Annotated in this window: 16 protein-coding genes and 2 pseudogenes; 10 read left to right on the top strand and 8 right to left on the bottom strand. The window is 64.3% G+C overall.

The genetic code is table 11. From position 1 onward, the window contains the following. Positions 1-524, top strand: a 524-nt coding sequence (locus ACILR9_RS27860; RefSeq protein WP_395713240.1) for a nucleotidyltransferase, incomplete at its 5' end; no start/stop codon positions are given. Between the two features lie 329 nt (positions 525-853). Here the strand turns inward: ACILR9_RS27860 and ACILR9_RS27855 are convergent. From ACILR9_RS27855 to ACILR9_RS27845, 3 genes are read right to left on the bottom strand one after another with little or no spacing between them, the layout of a single operon-like run. Continuing rightward, on the bottom strand, positions 854-1,708 hold the full coding sequence (locus tag ACILR9_RS27855) for a fumarylacetoacetate hydrolase family protein (protein ID WP_395713239.1): 855 nt from the start codon (positions 1,706-1,708) through the stop codon (positions 854-856). Continuing rightward, positions 1,705-2,562, bottom strand: coding sequence for a TauD/TfdA dioxygenase family protein (locus tag ACILR9_RS27850; protein WP_395713238.1), 858 nt, complete (start codon positions 2,560-2,562; stop codon positions 1,705-1,707). The genes ACILR9_RS27855 and ACILR9_RS27850 overlap by 4 nt, the downstream gene beginning before the upstream one ends. Positions 2,563-2,611: 49 nt before the next feature. Further along, positions 2,612-3,550 (bottom strand): tripartite tricarboxylate transporter substrate binding protein, encoded by a 939-nt coding sequence (locus ACILR9_RS27845; RefSeq protein WP_395713237.1) that lies wholly within the window; start codon positions 3,548-3,550, stop codon positions 2,612-2,614. A gap of 83 nt (positions 3,551-3,633) precedes the next feature. Here ACILR9_RS27845 and ACILR9_RS27840 point away from each other — a divergent pair, with 83 nt between their 5' ends. Then, on the top strand, positions 3,634-4,512 hold the full coding sequence (locus tag ACILR9_RS27840; protein ID WP_395713236.1) for a LysR family transcriptional regulator: 879 nt from the start codon (positions 3,634-3,636) through the stop codon (positions 4,510-4,512). Between the two features lie 352 nt (positions 4,513-4,864). Continuing rightward, positions 4,865-5,341, top strand: a pseudogene (locus ACILR9_RS27835) (ISAzo13 family transposase); the annotation flags it as partial. 119 nt (positions 5,342-5,460) lie between these two features. Here ACILR9_RS27835 and ACILR9_RS27830 read toward each other — a convergent pair. The 4 genes from ACILR9_RS27830 to ACILR9_RS27815 form a co-directional block, all read right to left on the bottom strand. Further along, a complete protein-coding gene (locus tag ACILR9_RS27830) occupies positions 5,461-8,127 on the bottom strand; it encodes an excinuclease ABC subunit A (RefSeq protein WP_395713235.1) in 2,667 nt (888 codons plus the stop codon). A gap of 328 nt (positions 8,128-8,455) precedes the next feature. Further along, a complete protein-coding gene (locus tag ACILR9_RS27825; RefSeq protein WP_395713234.1) occupies positions 8,456-9,670 on the bottom strand; it encodes a glutathione-independent formaldehyde dehydrogenase in 1,215 nt (404 codons plus the stop codon). A gap of 215 nt (positions 9,671-9,885) precedes the next feature. Beyond that, positions 9,886-10,932, bottom strand: coding sequence for a LysR family transcriptional regulator (locus ACILR9_RS27820; RefSeq protein ID WP_395713233.1), 1,047 nt, complete (start codon positions 10,930-10,932; stop codon positions 9,886-9,888). Positions 10,933-11,194: 262 nt separating this feature from the next. Continuing rightward, positions 11,195-11,779, bottom strand: a complete 585-nt coding sequence (locus ACILR9_RS27815) for a DNA resolvase (RefSeq protein ID WP_395713232.1) — start codon at positions 11,777-11,779, stop codon at positions 11,195-11,197. Between the two features lie 171 nt (positions 11,780-11,950). On the opposite strand from ACILR9_RS27815, the gene ACILR9_RS27810 reads away from it, so the two are divergent. The 3 genes and pseudogenes from ACILR9_RS27810 to ACILR9_RS27800 all read left to right on the top strand — a co-directional run. Continuing rightward, a complete protein-coding gene (locus ACILR9_RS27810; protein ID WP_395713231.1) occupies positions 11,951-12,997 on the top strand; it encodes a bifunctional transcriptional activator/DNA repair enzyme AdaA in 1,047 nt (348 codons plus the stop codon). Between the two features lie 113 nt (positions 12,998-13,110). Then, complete coding sequence (locus tag ACILR9_RS27805; RefSeq protein WP_395713230.1) at positions 13,111-14,439, top strand: MFS transporter; 1,329 nt, start codon at positions 13,111-13,113, stop codon at positions 14,437-14,439. Positions 14,440-14,585: 146 nt separating this feature from the next. Continuing rightward, positions 14,586-14,788, top strand: a pseudogene (locus ACILR9_RS27800) (DUF6602 domain-containing protein); the annotation flags it as partial. Between the two features lie 200 nt (positions 14,789-14,988). Here ACILR9_RS27800 and ACILR9_RS27795 read toward each other — a convergent pair. Further along, entirely contained in the window at positions 14,989-15,312 is a 324-nt protein-coding gene (locus tag ACILR9_RS27795; RefSeq protein ID WP_395713229.1) for an NIPSNAP family protein, read from the bottom strand. 145 nt (positions 15,313-15,457) lie between these two features. Between ACILR9_RS27795 and ACILR9_RS27790 the strand changes: the two genes are divergently transcribed. The 4 genes from ACILR9_RS27790 to ACILR9_RS27775 all read left to right on the top strand — a co-directional run bounded on the left by ACILR9_RS27790 (position 15,458) and on the right by ACILR9_RS27775 (position 21,298). After that, positions 15,458-17,122 carry an ABC transporter substrate-binding protein gene (locus ACILR9_RS27790; RefSeq protein ID WP_395713228.1) on the top strand — a complete coding sequence of 555 codons (1,665 nt, stop codon included), beginning with the start codon at positions 15,458-15,460 and terminating at the stop codon, positions 17,120-17,122. Positions 17,123-17,332: 210 nt separating this feature from the next. Beyond that, on the top strand, positions 17,333-18,346 hold the full coding sequence (locus tag ACILR9_RS27785; protein WP_395713227.1) for an ABC transporter permease: 1,014 nt from the start codon (positions 17,333-17,335) through the stop codon (positions 18,344-18,346). Then, positions 18,343-19,200 (top strand): ABC transporter permease, encoded by an 858-nt coding sequence (locus ACILR9_RS27780; protein ID WP_395713226.1) that lies wholly within the window; start codon positions 18,343-18,345, stop codon positions 19,198-19,200. The genes ACILR9_RS27785 and ACILR9_RS27780 overlap by 4 nt, the downstream gene beginning before the upstream one ends. Then, positions 19,184-21,298, top strand: a complete 2,115-nt coding sequence (locus tag ACILR9_RS27775; RefSeq protein WP_395713225.1) for a dipeptide ABC transporter ATP-binding protein — start codon at positions 19,184-19,186, stop codon at positions 21,296-21,298. The genes ACILR9_RS27780 and ACILR9_RS27775 overlap by 17 nt, the downstream gene beginning before the upstream one ends. Positions 21,299-21,345 lie beyond the last annotated feature (47 nt).

Raw genomic sequence — 21,345 nt, 5'->3', positions numbered from 1 at the left:
AGGAGATCTACGGAACCCTCGCGAAACGACTGCAGGACAGAGGCTATACGATACGCCGACAGAATGTTTCGCTGAACATCCGGGTCGGAACGATTGCCGTCGACCTGGTCCCGGCAAGGCGCCAGGACAACACGAGCGACGACCACAGCCTGTATCGCAGGAAGGCTGATACCTGGACCAAGACGAATGTGATAAATCACATCAACTACGTCCGTACGGGCGGGCGCATTGCGGAGACGCGTGTCCTAAAGCTTTGGCGCGACCAGCACCGGCTCGACTTTCCTTCATTCTACTTGGAGATGGTTACCATATTGGCACTATCCGGTAGGTGGGGCGGCCTCTCAGACAATGTCTGGACCGTGCTCCAGTATCTTCGCGACTCATTCGTGGATGCCCGCTTTGTGGATCCAGCGAACACGAACAACATCATTTCAGATGATCTGACGGCCAATGAGAAGTCAGCGATTAGGACGGCTGCCACACAGACCTTGGCTGCCAGCAATTGGAGTCAGATCGTCACATGAACTTGCAGTCGAAGTCTGCTCGTAGCGTGGGGTGATAGGGCGGTGGGCAACGTTTTGATCTGCGCATCTACAAGCCCTCCGGCGAGGATACCTGCGAGGGACTGGTACAAAGATGGAAGAATCGGTAGCTGTGGCGAAGAAATTGGACGGTCTACCGATAGGCGAGACCGCTGGAACGCATGTAGGCTCAGTCAAATGGTAGCGATCAGCGAGTGTCGGTCTCGGTGGTTGCGGGCCCCCGCAACCACTTCTGTCATAACTCGCTTACCGTCCCGATCTAGCCATCGGGGCGGTGTTTGCGTTCCTACTTTCTGCCCTTGCGAACAAATTCATGACGTACTCTGCGCCTCGACGACTGTGGTCTGATCGCCGAGCCGCTGGATGCCAAGTGACAGCCGGTCGCCAGGGCGGAGGAAGCGTGGCGGCTTCAGGCGCCAGCCGGTCCCCGGCGGCGTGCCCATGATGACGATGTCGCCTGGCAGGAGTCGCATGAACCGCGAGACGTAGGCGATCACGAAGCGCACGGTGAAAATCATATCAGCGGTGTTGGAATTCTGCTGCCGCACGCCGTTGAGATCGAGCCAGATGTCGAGCCTGCCTGGATCGCCCACCTCGTCGGCTGTGACGACCCATGGGCCGCAGGGGCCGAAGCCGTCGGCGCTCTTGCCCTTGCACCATTCGCCACCCTGCTCGTTCTGCCAACGGCGTTCCGACAGGTCGTTGAAGACGCAGTAGCCCAGGATCGCGGCATCGACCTCATGGTCGGCGAGGCGCGAGCAATTGCGGCCGATCACGACCCCGAGCTCGACCTCCCAGTCGAGCTTGTCGGCGCCGGGAGGCAGGACCAGCGGATCGTTAGCCGCTGCCAGGCAGGTGTTCGGCTTGATGAACAGGAGCGGCTCGACCGGCGTCGTCATGCCGGCGCGGCGCACGCCCTCGTGGTAGTTCATGCCGGCGCCGACCACCTTCGACACATTGGCAATCGGCACGCCGAAGCGCGGCGTCGGATTGGCCGGGAGCAGGGGGGCGCCTGGCAGCGCCCGTTCGAGGACGCCGCGCCAATCGCCGGCGAAGAAGTCGCCTGTGAAGTCCGGCACGGCGGCGGACACGTCGCGCAGCCGGCCATCGTTTCCGAGCACGGCGGGCTTCTCGCCACCCGCCGGGCCGATGCGGCAGAGCTTCACGACAGGTTCAGAAACGGCACGTCGCCCGCCGTCATGGAACGGTGCATGCGCCGGGTGTAGGCCGCGTCGTTGTAGGGTGTTGCCTTGTGCATTGTCGCGCGGTTGTCCCAGAACAGAAGGTCGCCCTTGCGCCACTTGTGCCGGTAGACTAAGCGGTCGCTCGTGGCATGGGTGACCAGCTCGGCCAGCAAGGCCTGCGATTCCGGGATGTCCATGCCGACGATGTTCTGGATGATATACTCGCTGACATAGAGCGCGCGCCGGCCGGTGACCGGATGCTGGCGGATCAGCGGATGCTCGACGTCGCGCACGCGGTCGAGCTGCTCCTGGCTGAGCGACGCCGCGTTCGGATACTTGATCGAGCGCATGTAGTTGTAGCTGTGCACCGCCGTCATCGCGTCATAGCGGCGGCGCTCCTCGGCGGGGAGCGCGTCGTAGGCGGCGGTCAGCGAGCAGAACAACGTGTCGCCGCCTTCGGGCGGGATTTCGACGCCGAGCAGCATCGTCATGTCGCACGGTCTGGGGTAGTAGGTGAGGTCGGTGTGCCAGTGCCAGCCGATCTTGTGCGCACCCTGTGGCTTGCCGCCCTCGACCGCGTTGGTGAGGATCATCACGCCGGGATGGTCGGCGAAGGTGTGCTCCTTCAGCACGTGATACTCGAGCTCGCGGAAGCGCTTGGTGAAGGCCTCCTGCTCGGCCGGCGACATCGACTGGTCGCGCAGCAGCACCAGCGAGCTCTGCTCGAACTCATGCCGGAGGGCGGCGAAGGTCTCGTCATCGAGCTTCGGACCGACCTGGAGGTTCAGCACCTCGACCCCGAACGCGGGATGCAGCGGTCTCGTCTCGAGCTTCATCGTTTCCTCCTCATTTCTGTTATCCCTAGCGCAGCGAGGGATCTGTTCGTTATTGAAGCTCCAGGCCCTCGACCTTCATCTGGGCACCGAAGCGCTTGAACTCCTCGCCGACGAAAGTGCGGAACGCGTTGCCGGTCCGGAAGTAGGGCGGGAAGCCGGCACGCAGCGCGATCGCCTGGTAGGCCGGATCGTCGAGCGTCGCCTTGCAAGCCTGCTCGAGCGAGGCCTTCACTTCGGGCGCCAATCCCTTGGGCGCGGTCATCACCGCCCAGATCGACACGTCGACCGGCGGGCCGAACTCGTTCGCGGCCGGCACGTCGGGCAACTCGGGCAGGCGCTTGTCGGCCAGCACGGCCAGCGGCTTCAGCTTGTAGGCGTTGAGCAGCACGGTGGTGTTGGAGACCGCGACGATCTGGTTGGACACGATCGCCTGCGTGACCGCACCGCCGCCGGAGAACGGCACGTGTGTGCCGGTGACGCCGTTCTGGCGCAGGAAGTTCGCCATGTTGATGTGGTCGGGCGTGCCAATGCCGGGCGAGCCGTAGAACAGCTTGCCCGGGTTGGCCTTGCCGAATTCAAGCAGCGCCTTGATGTTCTTGTAGGGCGAGTCGGGTGCGACCATGACGATGACCGGCGCCGAGTAGACTTGGCAGATGAAGTCGAACGAATCGAGGTCGAAGCTCAGCTTGCGGAAGTGCGGGACCATGGCGATGCCGGCCATGCCGAGGATGGCTATGGTCTTGCCGTCCGGCTTGGCGCGCGCCAGCTCCGCGGCGCCGAGCGTGCCCGAGGCGCCTGGCTTGTTGATCACCAGCACGTTGCTGCCGAGCTTGGCCGACAGGGTCGGTTGCATGGCGCGGGCGACCACGTCGGTCGAGCTGCCAGCGTCGAACGGCACGATCAGCTGGGTCGGTTGGTCGGCGTTCGCGGCGGCGGCGCCCAGCAGGAGAGCGGCGGCAGCGAGCAGGCAGGCGCGAAAGGGGTTCATAGACCGATTAGACCGGTCGCCACTGCGGGCGTCATATACCTTGGCTTCTGCCATGCATAACACACTGTTATAGATCGGGGGCGATGAACATCCGCCAGATCGAGGTCTTCCGCGCCCTGATGCTGAACCGCACGGTGTCGGCGGCGGCGCAGTTCCTGAACGTCAGCCAGCCGGGGGTCAGCCGCCTGATCCACAATCTCGAGGATCGCATCGGCGTGCGCCTGTTCAGCCGGGTGAAAGGCCGCCTCGAGCCGACGCGCGAGGCGCTGATGCTCTACGAGGAGGTCGAGCGCGCCTACCAGGGCGTCGAGCGCGTGCGTGGCTATCTCGCCCGCCTCGCCAAGACGCAGGCCGGCCTGGTACGGATTGCAGCGGCGCACGCACTGGCGCACACGCTGGTGGTCGATCGGCTTGCCGACATTCGCCGGGACAGCCCCGATGTGCACTTGGCCATCGACTTCGCGCCGTTCAACGAGATGATGAGCGCCCTGCTGGGCGGCAAGTTCGACTTTGGTGTCGCCATCACCGAGAGGGCGCAGCCCAACTTGCAGCATCGCCACGCCGCCGTCATGCAGTTCGCACTGGCGGTGCCCAAGGGTCACGAGCTCGCGCTCCGTAAGTCGATCACGCCGGACGATCTCGTCGGCCAGCAGATGATCACCTACAAGCGCGACAGCCCGATTTTCAGCGCACTGGCGCGGCATGGTATGGGCCCGGTACTCGATGCGGCCACGGTCGAAGTCGGCTCCTCGCTGATCGCATGCGCCGCGGTCGAGCGCGAGCTCGGGCTGGCCTTCGTCGATTTACAAACGGTGCGCCACGAGCGCTTCGACAATATCGTGACGGTGCCGATCCATCAGCCGATCGAAATCGCGGTGCTGGTCTACTTCAAGCGCCAGACGCTCGACTCTTCCATCGCCCGGCGGGTTCTGGACGCGTTGTGCCGAAGCGTTGACACCTGATAGCTCGTCTCTGCTCGCGCGCCGATCTGCATATTTAAGTGCCCAATCTCGGAGACCTTCCCTGCTTGAAATAGCGCGAGTTGAACGCAATCATACCTAGAAACCTCAGATGCTTGTGGGAGAGACTTTGGTGCACTTGTCTCTCCGATTAGTTGTGCTGTCTGGAACAGCCTGCGCACTGAATGCTGGATTGCCCTATATTCCCAGAGCACAACCAGCTGTTTCAGGTGCGAGCTTCGACAACGCCCTTGTAGGATACGCCGCCGCCTACGAGTTACGCGACAAGGCCGAGGCTTGAGCGAGGACGATCAGGATACTCGGAGAGATCGCGCGGCAGCAGTTCGAGGTAGATGCAACCTTCGCCGTCGAGAGCATTCGTCGCTGGTGGCGGCGCATGGGGCGCAAGCGCTATCCCAAGGCCACGCGCCTGCTGATCACTGCCGATTGCGGCGCCAGCAATGGCGCTCGGGTCCGCCTCTGGAAGGTCGAGTTGCAGAACTTCGCCAACCAGACCGGTCTCGCCATCACCGTCACCCATCACCCGCCTGGCACCAGCAAGTGGAACCGCATCGAGCATCGCATGTTCGCCTTCATTACCCAGAACTGGCGCGCCAAACCTTTGCTCTCCCACAAGGTCATCGTGCAGCTCATCGCCGCCACCACGACAACCTCCGGACTGACCATCGCCTGCGACATTGACGCCACGAGCTATCCCAAGGGCGCCAAGGTCTCTGATCAACAGATCAGTCAGCTCAATATCCGCTACGACCGCTTCCATCCAGATTGGAACTACACCTTCGTTCCAAAGCCCAACCGAACAGTCGCTTGACATTCGAAGCGTTTATTTCGTCACAAGCCCTAAAGCGACCCTTCTTCATCTGCCGTCTCTCCCGCGAGACGGACTCTACCTCAATCTGGAGGAGTTTTCCGGGCTCAGGTCACCCCCTATCACGGAGCCGCACTGAGCGCCGCCTTGAGATAGGGCGCGGTTAGGCTGCCTCGCGCTTCGGCGACGTCGCGGGGAACTCCGCTGGCGATGGTGCGGCCGCCATCCTCACCTGCTCCCGGTCCCAGGTCGATGACCCAATCCACCTGCGCGATGGCGCGCATGTCATGTTCGACCACCACGACCGTATTGCCGACATCGACAAGGCCCTGCAGATGCCGCATCAGCCGATCCGCGTCGGATGGGTGCAGCCCTGAGGTTGGCTCGTCAAGGATGTAGATCGCGTTACCGCGCTGCGCGCGTTGCAGCTCGGTCGCCAGCTTGATGCGTTGCGCCTCGCCGCCTGACAATTCCGTCGCCGGCTGCCCGAGCCGCAGATAGCCCAAGCCAATCTCCCGCAACACGTCGAGGGAGCGCATGACGGGCGGCTCACCCGCGAAGAAGTCGCAAGCCTCGTCCACCGTCAATTCCAGCACCTGGGCGATGTTGCGGCCGTTCCATTCGACCTCGAGCGTTGGCGGGTTGTAGCGGCTGCCATGGCAAGTCGAACAACGCGCATAGACGCTCGGCAGGAACAGCAGCTCCACCATCACGAAGCCCTCGCCCTCGCACACCGGGCATCTCCCCTCCGCAACGTTGAACGAGAACCTGCCGGGGCTATAGCGGCGCCGGCGGGCTAGAGGCGTATCGGCGAAGACTTTGCGCACATGATCGAACAGGCCGCTGTAGGTGGCGAGGTTTGAGCGCGGAGTGCGGCCGATCGGCTTCTGATCGACCCGCACCAGTCGCCGGATATGCTCCATTCCCGCGACGATGCGTCCTTCGGTCTCCTCCTGCGCGACATCGAGCAACGGATCGACTTCATCGTCTTCGACCGCTTGCGAGGGGGCGCCGAAATGGTCTGCAACAAGCTCCGGCAACGCCTGGCTCACCAGACTGGACTTGCCCGATCCCGAAACCCCGGTGACTGCCGTGAAACACCCGATCGGAAGCTCGACATCGAGGCCGCGTAAATTGTTGCGTGTCACCCCTTGGAGACGAAGCCACGCCTTGGCTTCGCGTGGGAGCCGGTCATTAACGATGGGTTCTGCGAACAGATAGCGGCGTGTGACCGATTCCTCGACCTCGGCGAGACCCTCGATCGGCCCGCTGTAGATCACCTCGCCGCCCTTCTCGCCAGCGCCCGGCCCGACATCGATCAACCATTCGGCATGGCGGATCACGTCGAGATTGTGCTCGACGACGAAAAGCGAATTACCAGCAGCCTTCAGCCGCCCAAGGATCGAGAGCAAGGCTTCTCCGTCTGCCGGGTGCAACCCTGCTGACGGCTCGTCGAGCACATAGACCACGCCGAAAAGCTGTGACGACAATTGGGTGGCGAGTCGCAGGCGTTGCAGTTCCCCGGAGGAGAGCGTAGGCGTGCTGCGGTCGAGCGAGATGTATCCGAGACCAAGGTCGATCAGAGGCCCGAGCCGTTCGAGCAGTTCGGTCGCCAGACGTTGGGCGGCGAGCCGCTTTTCGTCGGAAAGATTTGGTGTGCGACGGACATCGGGCGCGCCCTTGTGTGCCGAACCGCCGGTAGCAACTCTCCGCTCTACCGCGGCATCGCGGGAGGCTTTGTCGAGGACATGGCCCTTCGCGGTCGCTTCCGCCCTTCCGAACTCACCCTGCGCGATGGGTGCGAGCAAGTCCCGGAGCTTCAGCAACGTCAGATCGCCGAAGGCGGCAATATCCAGCCCGGCGAATTTCACCGACAGGGCCTCACGCTTCAGGCGCTTGCCATGACAGGTCGGGCAATCGCGGCCGATGATGTATTGAGAAACCCGCTTCTTCATCAGCACGCTTTTCGTGTTGGCGAAGGTGTCGAGCACGTAGCGGCGGGCGCCGGTGAAGGTGCCTTGATAGCTCGGCTCCATACGGCGTTTGAGGGCAACACGGGTCTGCGCGGGGGTCAGGCCCGCATAGACAGACGCTGTCGGCTGCTCGTCGGTGAAGAGAATCCAGTCGCGATCCTTCTTCGGCAGATCGCGCCAGGGCGTATCGACGTCATAGCCGAGCGACACGAGGATATCGCGCAGGTTCTGGCCGTGCCACGCCGGCGGCCATGAGGCGATCGCCCGCTCGCGAATGGTGAGCGTATCGTCGGGCACCATCGTCTTTTCGGTCGCGTCATAGACGCGCCCAATCCCGTGGCAGGTCGGGCAGGCCCCGGCCACGGTGTTTGGCGAGAAGTCCTCCGCATAAAGCATCGGCTGATTGCGCGGATACACGCCGACGCGCGAATAGAGCATACGAACCAGGCTGGAGAGCGTCGTCACGCTGCCGACCGAGGATCGCGCGTTGGATGAACCGCGCTGCTGCTGCAGGGCGACCGCGGGAGGCAGTCCATCGATGGCATCGACCTCCGGCACGCCGGCCTGGTCGATGAGGCGTCGGGCATAAGGTGCGACCGATTCCAGGTAGCGGCGTTGCGCTTCAGCATAGAGGGTGCCGAAGGCCAGAGATGACTTGCCCGAACCGGATATGCCGGTGAACACCACGAAGGCGTCTCGCGGAATATCCACATCGACGTTCTTCAGGTTGTTTTCCCGCGCGCCGCGCACCCGCACGTAACCCGAGCGGTCCTGCGCACGATCGCCAGAGGCGGCCGAAGGTAGTTGTCGGATCACGTCACGTCCTTCCGTGGGGCACCCCATCCGTGGGGCACCCCATCGTCGTCTTGAGAATGCCTGATCCACGGATCAGTCCCCACTCGCGTTCAGATTGGAAGTGAGAAAGAGTGTCGGCCAGCCACAGGTTCACACTGTCCGCCAATCTCGTGACGTCAGGTGATGCCGGGAAGCCCAAGGGGCTGTGAAACGGACGGTTGACTAGATCGATCTGAACAAGCCAATCAGCAACTCGAAGGCTTGATGTCGAGCGAAATACCGTCCGGTCGCGCACAAAGAGAAATGTCCCCGATCCTTTGGGCGGACGAGGGACACCCTCGTGAAGATATCACAGCTTCACCGAGCCATGTGGATCGATAACATACTTATATGCCGATCCCTCATCGAACTCCTTGTAGGCCGCCGGGGCGTCCTCCAAGGCGATGAACTTGATGTTCATCATCGGGGTTAGGTAGGGCATCCGATCGTTCATGATCGCACGCATAAGGGCATGGTTATAGTTGGCCGTTGGCGATTGACCAGCCGACATTCTCGGCGACTTGATCCAGCCACTGGCCCAATCCACCTCCATGCTGCCCTTCTTATTGCCGGGATCTTTGGAGATCGGATTGGGGCAATAGACGCCGACTGTGCTGGTCATGCCGCCACATCGGACATATTTGAGCAGCGCGTTGGTGACGGCGTTCTCGACGATCTTGTCGGAGTCCGCCCCGAACCCACGGCAGTCGAGGCCCACATAATCGATGACGCGATCGACTTCGCGATGGCCTGTGATGCGTTCGAGGTGGTCCTCGATCGGAATCCCATCGGAAAGGTTGATCGTTTCGATGCCGTGAGGCTTCAGCAGATCAAGCCGCTCCTGAATGAAATCGGCAACGATGATGGCCCCGGCGCCCAGGAGCTTCGCACAGGCGGCGCCGGCACGGCCGACAGGGCCGGCACCGAAGATCAGGACATTCTCGCCGACGATATAGGCTGGAGCAGCCGGCCAGTCTGGCGCCGCGAACCCGTGGAACGCGGTAGGCAGCACGTCCGAAAGAAGCGTCAGATCACGAATCTTCTCCATGGCCGCGTCCTTGTCGGGGAAGCGCAGCAGATTGAAATCTGCATAGGGGACGAAGAGGTAATCCCCTTGTCCGCCGGTCCAACCGCCTAGGTTGAACCCGTATGCGCCGCAATCCACTTCTGGATTGGTATGCTCGCACACATCCGAGCGCATGTGCTTACAGTTGTAGCAGCGACCGCAACCCACGTTGAAGGGGACGGACACGACGTCTCCCTTCTTGATGAACTCGACGTCGGGGCCAACCTCGATCACCTCGCCTGTCATCTCGTGTCCCATCGTCATCCCCCGGGGGACTTCGAACGAGCCGCGGTAGATGTGAAGATCGCTACCGCAGATATTGGTGGTGACGATCTTGAGAATGGCGCCGTGCGGAGCCTTCTTGCCCTGCGGTGTGATCATCTCGGGGAACTTGAAGGTGTTGACCTTCATCTCCATCGGCTTCTCGAACGTGACGATCCTGTTTCCCGTCTGAGCCATCGATTGCCTCCTAGGGTTGTTTCCACTCGCCAGAACGATAGCGAGCGAGCCGAAGCACCTGCGCTAGCGAGGTCAGCGCAATTCATTCATGGCGATGCGCGCTTCTGCCACCACCGGCCATTCAAATTGGCGTCCACGGCTTCCGACGGCAAACTTGAAGATTCTATCTTGAGATAGGCAATTTCTATGAAGGCGAGGCGTGCGCAGCCTCAGCGTCAGCCTTCGTCGGGTTGAAATTGGCGATGTAACCCTAAGGCTTCCTGTATGGCCGCCACGAGTTCGGGTGCGTGAACGATTTCAAGCAACGCGGTCGAGGTCGTCGACTTCAGTCCGCCCTTGGCGGCGACGAATCCGACGTTGGCGTGGGAGCCTTCGCCCGAAACTGCCACTGCCTGAATGTGAGGGATCTGAACGAGATAGGTTACTAGCGATTGGGGAAGAACTGTAGCGTATCGACCGGTCGCGACATGCGCTGCGAGAACATTCACGGTGTTCGTTTGGATCGTCTTTGCCGAACAACGCGCAAGCTGGGACTGTGCCCCGTTCGGTAGGGCGGAGTTCAGAATACAGAGTGGCATGTCAACGACATGGTCCCATGTGACACGTCGGGGCAGCCGCTCTTTGCTTGCCTGAAACAGAAAGACGCGCTCTCGATAGAGGAGATGGGTGTCGAAGTCGTCCTCCGAGACGTCTTCTAGATATGTCAGCGCCACATCCATTTCGTGGGCTAGCAGGGCCTTCAACAGTGACGCGCCTTGGCTCGCTGAGATGGATTGTTCGAGAAAGGGAATCCTCTCTGCGAGTGCCACGCTCAGGATCGATGCGACGACCGAGGTGCCCGCGACGACGCCGAATCTGAATTGGCCCTCCAAACCTCTCTTGAGCGCTGATAGTTCACGTTCGAGCCCATTGCAGTCATTGTGCATCTTCCTCGCCCAAGCGAGCACTCTTTCGCCTTCTGGCGTAAGACCGTCGTATCGACGGCCATGGCGCACGATCTCGACGTCCAAATCCTCTTCCAATTGCTTGATGCCGGCCGAGAGGGTGGGCTGCGACACATTGCAGCTATTCGCGGCTCGGCCGAAATGCCCTTCACGGTGAAGTGCGAGCAGATATTCAAAGTTCTTTACTATCATCTCTGACCTTTTGTGCTGAAACGAGGCGAGAACGGCAAGCCCATGCGGGACGCGCCGCTCCAGCAGGTCACATGGGGAAGAACCGAAACCGACCGTCTTTCCTTCTGTCACGGTGCGAGCCGGCACGAACTCGTTCGACCGACGCGACGGACCATCGGCTCGGCCGTATAGGCCGGGAGTCCGTAGAGAGGGGACGCTGTGGCGCCAGCCCGCAAGCAGAGCAATGGACGCGCAATAGCATGACGTGCCCCAGACCGGCGACAGGTTACGCACGGAGCAGGGCGAGCACCTCGCCCTGCCAGTCTCCGATCAGGGCGTGTGCGGAATTAGGTGGCTCTGGCGTGGAATTGGGAGGGCATCGAAAGTGCAGAAAGCCGCGTATTATCGGTCAAATGGCGACCACCAATGAGTGTCGGTCTCGGTAGTTGCGAGCTCCCGCAACCACCGAGACCGACATTCCCGCGGCTTCTGCTGAGGGGATGTCGGTTTTCCCTTTGGTGCCAATAGCTTGCTGCTCGATCCAGCTCAGGATCGTGCCCAGGTCGCCGTGCAAGGTCGCGTCGATCTCGCCCCGGGCGGGACCTGGCCGCAGCGCAATCTTCTCGATCAAGCCACGAATCGCCTCAGCCGCCTCGGACCGATCCTTCGGCTCATTGAGCGCAGCGACCAACCGCTCGACCTTCTTCCGGTACACCGCGGACACATTCGGAAGGATGTCTGGGACATCGGCCGGCACCCCGGCTAGCCACGCCATCAAATCGGCCTTCTGACGTTCAAGCTCGTCCATCCGAGCTTTCATTGATGGCTGATACAGGCCCTCCTCGATGGCAGAGATCATCGCGGTGATAGCCTTTTCAACCTTCACCAATTCCGTGCGCCAGCCTTCGCTGTTTGCGCGCCGCTCACGGTTGAAACGATTCGTCTCCTCTGCGGATGCGTGCATAGCTTCCTCGGCCACTTCGGGAGTCATCATGCGATCCTTCAGGCCTTCAGGCCAGCGAGCGTTCGTTCCTCGAGCTTTGTCCGGTCGATCGGCGAGCCCCACAGCAGCTCTTCTCCTGGCCGACGATCTCGGCTCGTACGCAACGTCGCTCAGGTCCGAAAACGGCCAGCGTTAGGCGCAAGTGTGTAGCAAAGTGCCTCTATGGAATTGCTCGATCACAGGGCTTGCTACCGCGCTCTCCAGAGCCGCGACGCTCGCTTCGACGGCCACGTCTTCATCGCCTGCACCTCGACTGGCATCTATTGCCGGCCGATTTGCCCCACGCGTCCTCCCAGGTTCGAGAACTGCCGCTTCTTTGCCTCGGCGGCCGCTGCCCAGGAGGCAGGCTTTCGGCCCTGCCTGCGCTGCCGGCCCGAGATCGCACCGGACCTCGCCTTCTGGCACGGCACGGCCAACACGGTGAGCCGGGCTTTGGCGCTCATCGCCGACGGTGCGCTGGACGGCGAGCACTCCGACGTCGAGGCCCTGGCCGGACGCCTTGGCGTCGGCGGTCGGCAGTTGCGGCGGCTGTTCCAGCGCCATCTCGGCGCCTCGCCGACCGCCGTCGCCCAGACGCGCCGCGTGCTGTTCGCCAAGCAGTTGCTGCACGACACGCGTCTGCCGATGACGGAAGTGGCACTGGCCTCGGGCTTCGGCAGCGTGCGCCGCTTCAACGCGACCTTCCGCAGCCTTTTTCGCCGTCCGCCCAGCGCCCTCAGGCGAAAGGGTGTCCATACGCCGGCGCACGATGGCGTGACGCTGCGGCTGGCCTATCGGCCACCCTACGACTGGTCGGGAATGCTGTCGGCGCTCTCGTTTCGCGCGACGCCTGGTACCGAGTGGATCGACGAGGACGTCTGGCATCGCCGCATCGATCTCGACGGCAAGCGCAGCAGCGTGGCGGTGGCCCATTTGCCTGAGCGCAACTCGGTGCTCGTTACCATCCGCGCCCCTTCAGTGAGGATGCTGCCGACTATCGTGACGAGGGTCCGCCGCGTGTTCGATCTCGGTGCCGACATCGCCACCATCGACAGCCACCTCGCTCGCGATCCGACGCTCGCGCCGCTGATCAGGAAGCGGCCCGGCCTTCGCCCGCCCGGTGACTGGGAGAGCGAGACGATGCGCATCGCCCAGCCGAATACCCCGCCGGCCTGGCGGCCGTGGCATGCCTATGCCGCGCAGCATCTCAAGATGGCCAATCAGGGCTGAAGACTGCTCCGCCGGCGCCATCAGGCAGCTCACGCAGAGGCCGAATGCAACCGCACACATCCGATGGCACGGTTAGTCGGGGTCGTTCGATCCTGACGACGCTCGCTCTTGGCTTGAGCACCTTCCTGATCCTGTTCGATGTGACGGCGGTCGTCGTCGCCATGCCCGCCATCGCGAAGGACGTTGGGCTCGATATCGCGGGCCTGGCATGGGTCATTGACGCCTATAGTCTTGCGTTCGCTGCCGCCCTCCTTGCGTCCGGCGCGCTCGCCGATCGCTTTGGCCGCCGGCGATGCATGCTGGTCGGCAATGCGGTCTTTCTCGTGGCCTCAGTCGCGTGCGGCATGGCCTTGAGCGAACAGATGCTCCTGGCTGCGCGCGCTGCACAGGGTATCGGCGCGGCCTTCATGGCCACAGGCGGGACGGCACTCATCGCCATCGCTTTTCCAAACGTCTCTCAGCGGACCCGTGCGTTCGGCGTCCTGGGGGTGATCTCCGGCATCGCCATGGCGGCGGGGCCGACGCTCGGGGGCTTCCTGGCCTCGTGGTTCGGTTGGAGCTGGATCTTCTTCGCAAACGTCCCTTTTTGCCTGGCGCTGGCCATGGCGGTGCCGCGACTGGTCACCGAGACGAACGATCGGGAAGGGCGGCGGCTGGACCTCGTTGGTATAGCGTTGCTGACGATGTCGCTGGGCCTGGCAATCGATGCACTCCTGAGGCGCGACGGCTCCCTTGCCCTGAGAGCCACGTGCCTCATTGCTAGCATAACGTCGGCGTTCGTGTTCCTGTGGCAACAGTGGCGCAGTCCGCGCCCGGTGCTCGATCCCCGAGTGTTCGCGACGTTGCCCATGGCAGGGGTCGCCGCGCTGCTGACCGCCATCCAGTTCGGATACTGGGCCGTGCTGGTCTATCTTCCCCTTTTCCTGAGTGCGGCTCTGCACATCAGCATGGACGCAGCCGGCGTCGCCCTGCTTGCCGCGACGCTGCCGATGCTGGCGGTACCCCTGATCGGCGGGCGCCTCGCGACGTACTGGGGATGGCGGCGCCTGTTCACAGCGGCCTTTGGGCTCGTCGCCGTTGGTGACGTTTCGCTTGTAATGGCGGCCCTTTCCGACGATCCCGAGATGCGTCTTGCCGCGACGGTTGCCGGAATGGCCACCATTGGCGTTGGTGCCGCACTGGCGAACCCCCAGCTGTCGGGGGTCGTCCTGGCGCTTGCCCCGTCGACGCACGCGGGCATGGCCTCGGCTGTAACGTTTGTCGTGCGTCAAGCCGGCTTCGCTGTCAGCATCGCGGCGCTGGGGCTGACGCTTGGTGCGGTCAATGCCGCAGCGGAGTTCGCGCAACCTTTCGCCCTTGCTGCATTTGTGGCGTTGCTTGGCATGATCGTGGCTCTCGTTCTGCTTCCGGCGAAATCCTTGCAACACAGCGCACAAGCTTGACCGTTGCGTCGTCCGAGGGAGCCGGTAGTTCCACGATCAACTGAGAACGCCGGACCGAGGAAACCTGTTGAGGCTCCACATTGAGCGGCAAGCATCCCGAGGTGCGCTGTCACTCCTCACGAAGCCACCTGTAGCCTGCACACATCATCTTCCGCTTCCAGGGCAAGATCACCCTCCCGGCTGAAAGCGTGTACGCCGTGTTCGAGGCCAAGCAGACCATCAACGCCGCCCGGTCGCGCATGCCCAGGAAAAGGTCGCGAGCGTTCGCCGCTTGCACCGGACTAGCCTGCCGATTCCCTATGCCAACGGCGTCTATCCGCCTAAGCCCATGCAGTCCTGGCGAGGAGGGCAAAGGGCGGCAATAGCCAAGGAATTGGGTATTCCGGGCCACTAGGAAATGAGGATTTCCTAGTTCAAATTGAGACGACCAGCGAATGTCGGTCTCGGTGGTTGCGGGCCCCCCGCAACCAGTTCCGACAAAACCCCGGCAACGTCACGCGTTGCTGGGGTTTTTGCATGTCAAGCTCTTCCGGACCGCGAGGGTGCGGGCTACTGGACCGTCGACCGCGACGTCGGCACGAGGCGCTGGATGTGCATCTTCTCGCGGTCCAGGCAATCCGGCACGCGCGGCGCGATCTTGGACTTCCAGTAGTCCGTCTCGTACACCGCCCTGTACTGTGCCTCACGTTCCGCCTCGTTGTTGAAGCGGCGGATCCAGATATAGGCCGAGGGGTCCGTCTCGCCGCGGAAGCTGCCGCAGATCACCATGCCCTTGGACACCTGGAACGGGATGATCTCCTCCTCCATGATCTTCACCCATTCGTCCATCTTGCCAGGCCGCACGAAGTACTGGCGAAGCTCGTAGAATGCCATGCTGTCGTCTCCTCTTGCTTTGCCTCAGGAGCATAGACGGCGGCTCCAACGCGCCGCAACGACGGCTGAGCGTCCTGCCACTGGCCATCGCGCGGAAGCTGGGCGATAAGGCCGCAGGGAGAGACTCCACCGACGAGGAATTTCGATGTCCGTCAAAGACAAAGACGCCACCAGCATCGGTCCCGGCGAAGCCGCGACAGCACAGCCGACCTTCGACCGCCGCGGCTTCATGGTCCTGGGTGCCGGCGGCCTGCTGGCAGCAGTGCTGCAAAGCGCCCGCCCGGCTGCAGCGCAAAGTGCCCAGCGGCGCGGGACCCTGGTCATCGCGCTCGATATCAGCGATGCCACCGGCCTCGACCCGGTGCGGGTCTACCAGTACTCCAATCCGCTGCCGACCCATGCCGCCTATGACGGGATGGTGACCTTCGACCCGGGTGACTCCGTCAACCTGAAGCCGGCGCTGGCCACCGAATGGGCCTACCAGCCCGACGGCAAGACGGTGCGCCTGAAGCTGCGCACCGACGTGAAGTTCTCCTCCGGCAAGCCGATGACCGCCGAGGATGTCCGCTTCTCCTTCACCCGGCAGCTCAACGTCAAGGACCAGCCCTGGCAGTACATCTCGCACATCGAGGCGGTGAAGGTGGTCGATCCGCACACGGTCGACATCGTGCTGAAGGACCCGTCGCTGCCGCTGATGACCATCATCGCCACCCCGGCCTTCGGCGTGCTGGAGAAGGAGGTGGTGGTCGCCCACGGCGGCACCGATGCGCCCGATGCCAAGGAGAAGGACAAGGCGACCGACTGGCTGAACGAGAATTCCGCCGGCACGGGTCCGTACCGTCTGACCGGCTGGCAGCGCAACCAGCAGATCCAGATGGTGAAGAACCCGCATTACTGGCGGGGAGCTCCCGGCTACGACCGCGTCCTGATCCGCCACATGAGCGAGAGTGCGGCGCAGCTTCTCGCCATCCAGCGCGGCGACGTCGATGTGGCGTTCAATCTGATTCCCGAGCAGGTCGCCACGCTGAAGGGCGATCCCAACATCTCCGTCGAGGGCATGACCAGCCTCGACTTCATCTACATGGCGGTGGCCGAAGCGCCGACGAACCCCGCGCTGCAGAACAAGCTGGCACGCCAGGCCATCGGCTACGCCATCGATTACGACGGCATCATCAAGAACCTGATCGGCGGTCACGCCGTCCGCCCCGTGAGCTTCCTGCCGGTCGGAGTCAACGGCTCGACCGAGGCGCTGACCAAGGAGATCGGCTTTCGCGAGGACCTTGCGAAGTCGAAGCAGCTGCTGGCGCAGGCCGGCCTGCCGGAGGGGTTCAAGTTCCAGCTCGCCTATGGCAACGCCGCGATCGCCGGCGTCGGCTACCAGAACCTGGCGCAGAAGCTGCAGTCCGACCTGGCGCGCGTCGGCATCAAGGCCGAGCTGGCGCCGATGGACCAGGTCAAGATGCGGACCATGTATCTCGGCGGAAAGGCCGAGGGCGTGCTGACCTTCTGGAACCCGCCTGCGCCCGAGAACTGGCTGTGGAGCAGCGCGACGATCAACCGCGTGGCAGGCCGCGTGCTCTGGAAGGTTCCCGACGACGTCCGCAAGCTGGTCGCCGATGCCGGTGCGGAACGCGATCTGGCGAAGGCCGCGGCCCTGTACAAGCAGTACCAGCAGGCGATGGTCGACGCGGCGCACCACTTCGTGCTGATCCAGCCGGTGTATCAGGTGGCCGTGCGCAAGAACGTGACCGGACTGAAACTGACGGCGGCGGGCTGGATGGCCGAGCTGGGCGGCGCCAAGCCCGCTTGATGCCACGTCCTGTTGCCTCCCCAACGCTTGCGTTGGGGAGGTGCCCCGCAGGGGGCGGAGGGGTCATGGGCCTCAGTCGAAGCGTACGTCCATAGTCTTCAGATATGACTTCCATCCAAGCTCCACGTGTGTCGCTCATGACCCCTCCGGCCCTCCGGGCCACCTCCCCGCGCCACGCGCAGGGAGGAGCATGATGTGCGGTAACGCCGCATGATCCGTTATGTCGTCTCGCGCCTGGTCGTCGCGGTGGCCATGGTGCTGCTCGCCACCCTCGTCATCTTCCTGATCGCCAACACCGTGCCGGGCGATCCGGTGCTGTCGGCGCTCGGCGACATGGCGGCCTCCGACCCGGTGCAGGTGGCTGAGTTCCGCGCCCGGTGGGGCCTCGACCTGCCGCTGTGGCAGCAATACTGGCTGTTCCTCGAGCGGCTGGCGCATGGCGATCTCGGCGTGTCGATCGCCTCGCGCCGGCCGGTGCTGCAGGACATCATCGATTACGCGCCGGCGACCCTCGAGCTCGCGACCGTCGCCTTCATCCTGTCGATCCTGGTCGGCCTGCCGCTCGGCGTGCTGGCAGCCGTGCGGCGGGACACCGCGATCGATCATATCGCCCGCGCGGTCTCGCTGGTCGGTGTCTCGGCGCCGACCTTCTGGCTGGCCTTCATCGCGCTCGCGGTGTTCTACGGCTGGCTGAATTGGGCGCCCGGTCCGGGGCGGCTCGATCCGGTCTCGTTCCCGCCCGACCGCATCACCGGGTTGCTGCTGATCGACACCGCGCTGCAGGGCGACTGGGAGACCTTCCACGATGCCGCGGCGCATCTCGTGCTGCCGTCGATCGTGCTCGCTGCCGCCACGCTGGGCCTGATCACCCGCACCACGCGCGCCGCCATGCTGGAGGCGCTGTCGCAGGACTACGTGCGGGTGGCGAAGGCGAAGGGCCTGCGCGGGCGGCTGATCGTGCTGGGCCATGCCTTGCCCAACGCCATGCTGCCGGTGGTGACGCTGGGCGGCCTCGCCTACGCCAACCTGCTGGCCGGCGCGGTGATGACCGAGACGGTGTTCTCGTGGCCCGGCCTCGGCCGCTACACCTTCCGCAGCGCCGTGGCGGTCGACTTCCCGGCCATCATGGCCATCACCGCCATCGTCGCGGCGATCTTCGTTCTGGTGAACTTCCTGGTCGACATGTCGTACGCCCTGCTCGATCCGCGCGTGGTGAAGAAATGACCGACATCTCCCTGCCGGCGATCGCCTCTCCGCACATGAGGTGGCTGCGCCGTTACGGACTGGCGTCGTTCGGCGCGGCGGTCATCCTGGCCTGGGGGCTGGCGGCGATCTTCGCGCCCTGGATCACCCCTTATGATCCCAACCTCGTCGACGTGGCGATGCGCCTGCGCCCGCCGTCAGCCAGCAACTGGCTCGGCACCGATGCGCTGGGTCGCGACGTGGCGACGCGTGTCATCTACGGCGCCCGCGTATCGCTCAGCGTCGGCCTGGTGGTGGTGCTGGTGGGCGGGCTGTTCGGCACGCTGCTCGGCGCGGCGGCAGCCTATGGGCGCGGCTGGGCGGAAGAGGGCCTTATGCGCCTGACCGACCTGGTCTTCTGCTTCCCGCCGATCATCCTGGCGATGGCGATCGCCGCCGCGCTCGGGATCGGCACCGTCAACACCGCCATCGCGATGCTGGTGGTGTGGTGGCCGAAATTTGCCCGGCTGTCGCGCAGCCTGGTGATCTCGCAGCGCTCCATGGAATACGTCGAGGCGGCGCAGTCCATCGGCTTCGGCCCGGCGCACATCCTGCTGCGCCAGATCATCCCCAACTCCGTCGGGCCGCTGGTCGTGCTGGTTACGCTCGACCTCGGCAACGCCATCCTGGTGTTCGCCGGTTTGTCCTTCCTCGGCCTGGGCACGGTGCCGCCGACGCCGGAATGGGGCTCGATGGTCGCCGAAGGGCGCGAGCTGGTGCAGCAATGGTGGGTGGCCACCTTTCCGGGCCTGGCCATCCTGACGGTGGTGATGGGCTTCAACTTCATGGGCGACGGCTTCCGCGACTGGCTCGATCCGCATGCCAGCCGCCGCTGAGCCCTCGCCGCCCGCGCAGCCGTTGCTGCCCGCTGAGCCCTTGCTGAAGGTGCGCGATCTGCGCACCTGGTTCCTGACCGATTCCGGTCCCGTCCGCGCGGTCGACGGCGTCAGCTTCGACGTCCATGCCGGCGAGACGCTGGGCGTGGTGGGCGAATCGGGCTCCGGCAAGAGCGTCTGCGCCAAGTCGATCATGCGCCTGCTCGACGAGCCGGCGCGGATCGTCGGCGGCTCGATCCTGTTCAAGGGCCGCGACCTCGCCCATCTCGACGATGACGCAATTCGCGAGGTTCGCGGGCGCGAGATCGCCATGGTGTTCCAGGACCCCATGACGTCGCTGAACCCGGTGCTGCGCATTGCGCGACAGCTCGTCGAGGCGATGACGGCGCACGGCCGCTTCACCGTCGCGGCGGCGCTCCGGCGCGCGATCGATCTGCTGCGGCGCATGGGCGTGGCCTCGGCTGTCCGCGCCGTGAACTCGTTCCCGCATCAATTCTCCGGCGGCATGCGCCAGCGCGTGATGCTGGCCATGGGCTTCTCCAACGAGCCTTCCCTGCTCATCGCCGACGAGCCGACCACCGCGCTCGATGTCACGATCCAGGCGCAGATCCTGGATCTGCTGCGCGGGCTCAATCGCGATCTCGGCACCGCTGTCATCCTGATCAGCCACGACCTCGGCGTGATCGCCAACATCTGCTCGCGCGTGCTGGTGATGTACGCCGGCGAGGTGGTCGAGGAGGGGGCGCCCGAGGATCTGCTGACCGATCCGCGCCATCCCTACACCTGGGCGCTGCTGCACGCCGCGCCACGGATCGATGCCGAGACCGAGGATCGCCGGCTGATCACCATCGAGGGCCAGCCCCCGGACCCGCGCGCCTGGCCATCCGGTTGCCGCTTTCGGGCGCGCTGCCCCTTTGCTGTCGAGAAATGCGCCGAGCATCCCGAGCTGCTTCGGGTGGAAGCCGGCCAGGGGAAAGCCGAGAGGGCGGCGCGCTGCTGGGTGACGCAGGAGGGCGGTGCGCTGCACACGCCTCAACGCGCCAGATCCGGAGCGGGCGCGGAGGGGGCCGCATCAGTCGATCCGTCGCCGGCGGTGCCGATCCTCGAGGTCTCGGGGCTGCAGAAGCATTTTCCGCTGGCGAAGGAAGCCTTCTTCGCGCGCCAGCGCGTGCTGCGCGCCGTCGATGGCGTCGACCTGCAGGTCACGGCCGGCGAGACCGTCGGACTGGTCGGCGAATCGGGTTGCGGCAAGTCGACCCTGGCGCGGCTGGTCACGCGGCTGCATGAGCCGACGGCCGGCAGGATCGTGTTTGCCGGCACGGATATCACCCATGCCAGCCCGGCGACGATTCGCCCGCTGCGGCGACGCATGCAGATGATCTTCCAGGACCCGTATGCGTCGCTCAATCCGCGCATGACGATCGGCCAGATTCTCGCCGGCCCGCTGATCCTGCACGGCATTGCCGAGGATGCGGCGGCGGCCCGCGCGCGGGTCGCCGAGCTGCTCGAGCTGGTCGGCTTGCCACGCCAGTCGGTGCAGCGTTTTCCGCACGAATTCTCCGGTGGCCAGCGGCAGCGCATCTCGATCGCCCGCGCCCTGGCGGTCGGCCCGGACTTCGTTGTCGCCGACGAGCCGATCTCGGCGCTCGACGTCAACATCCAGGCGCAGATCATCAACCTGATGGTCGACCTGCAGGAACGGCTGGGCCTGACCTATCTGTTCATCGCGCACGATCTCGCGGTGGTGCGCCATGTCTGCGACCGCATCGCGGTGCTCTATCTCGGCAAGATCATGGAGGTGGGCCCGGCCGCTGAGCTGTTCGCGCGTCCGCTGCATCCCTATACGCGCACCCTGATCTCCGCCGCGCCGGTGCCCGATCCGAGGGTGGAGCGCACGCGCCGGCACGTGCCGATGAAGGGCGAGCCGCCGAGCGCGTTGAACCCGCCGAGCGGCTGCCGCTTCCGCACGCGCTGCCCGATCGCCGAGGAGCGCTGTGCCCGCGAGGAGCCGCCATTGCTGGAAGCCGCCGCGGGCCAGCGCGTCGCCTGCCACTTCCCCGGCCGGCTGAGCGAAGCCAGCGCGCGCGATCCGCGATGATCGCGCCGAGGTGCGCGACATGCGCCGCACGACGCTGGCGGGCGACG

This window comes from Reyranella sp., from assembly GCF_044224635.1.
In the GTDB taxonomy this organism is placed as follows: domain Bacteria; phylum Pseudomonadota; class Alphaproteobacteria; order Reyranellales; family Reyranellaceae; genus Reyranella.
This window is presented reverse-complemented; position numbering and strand designations above follow the sequence as displayed.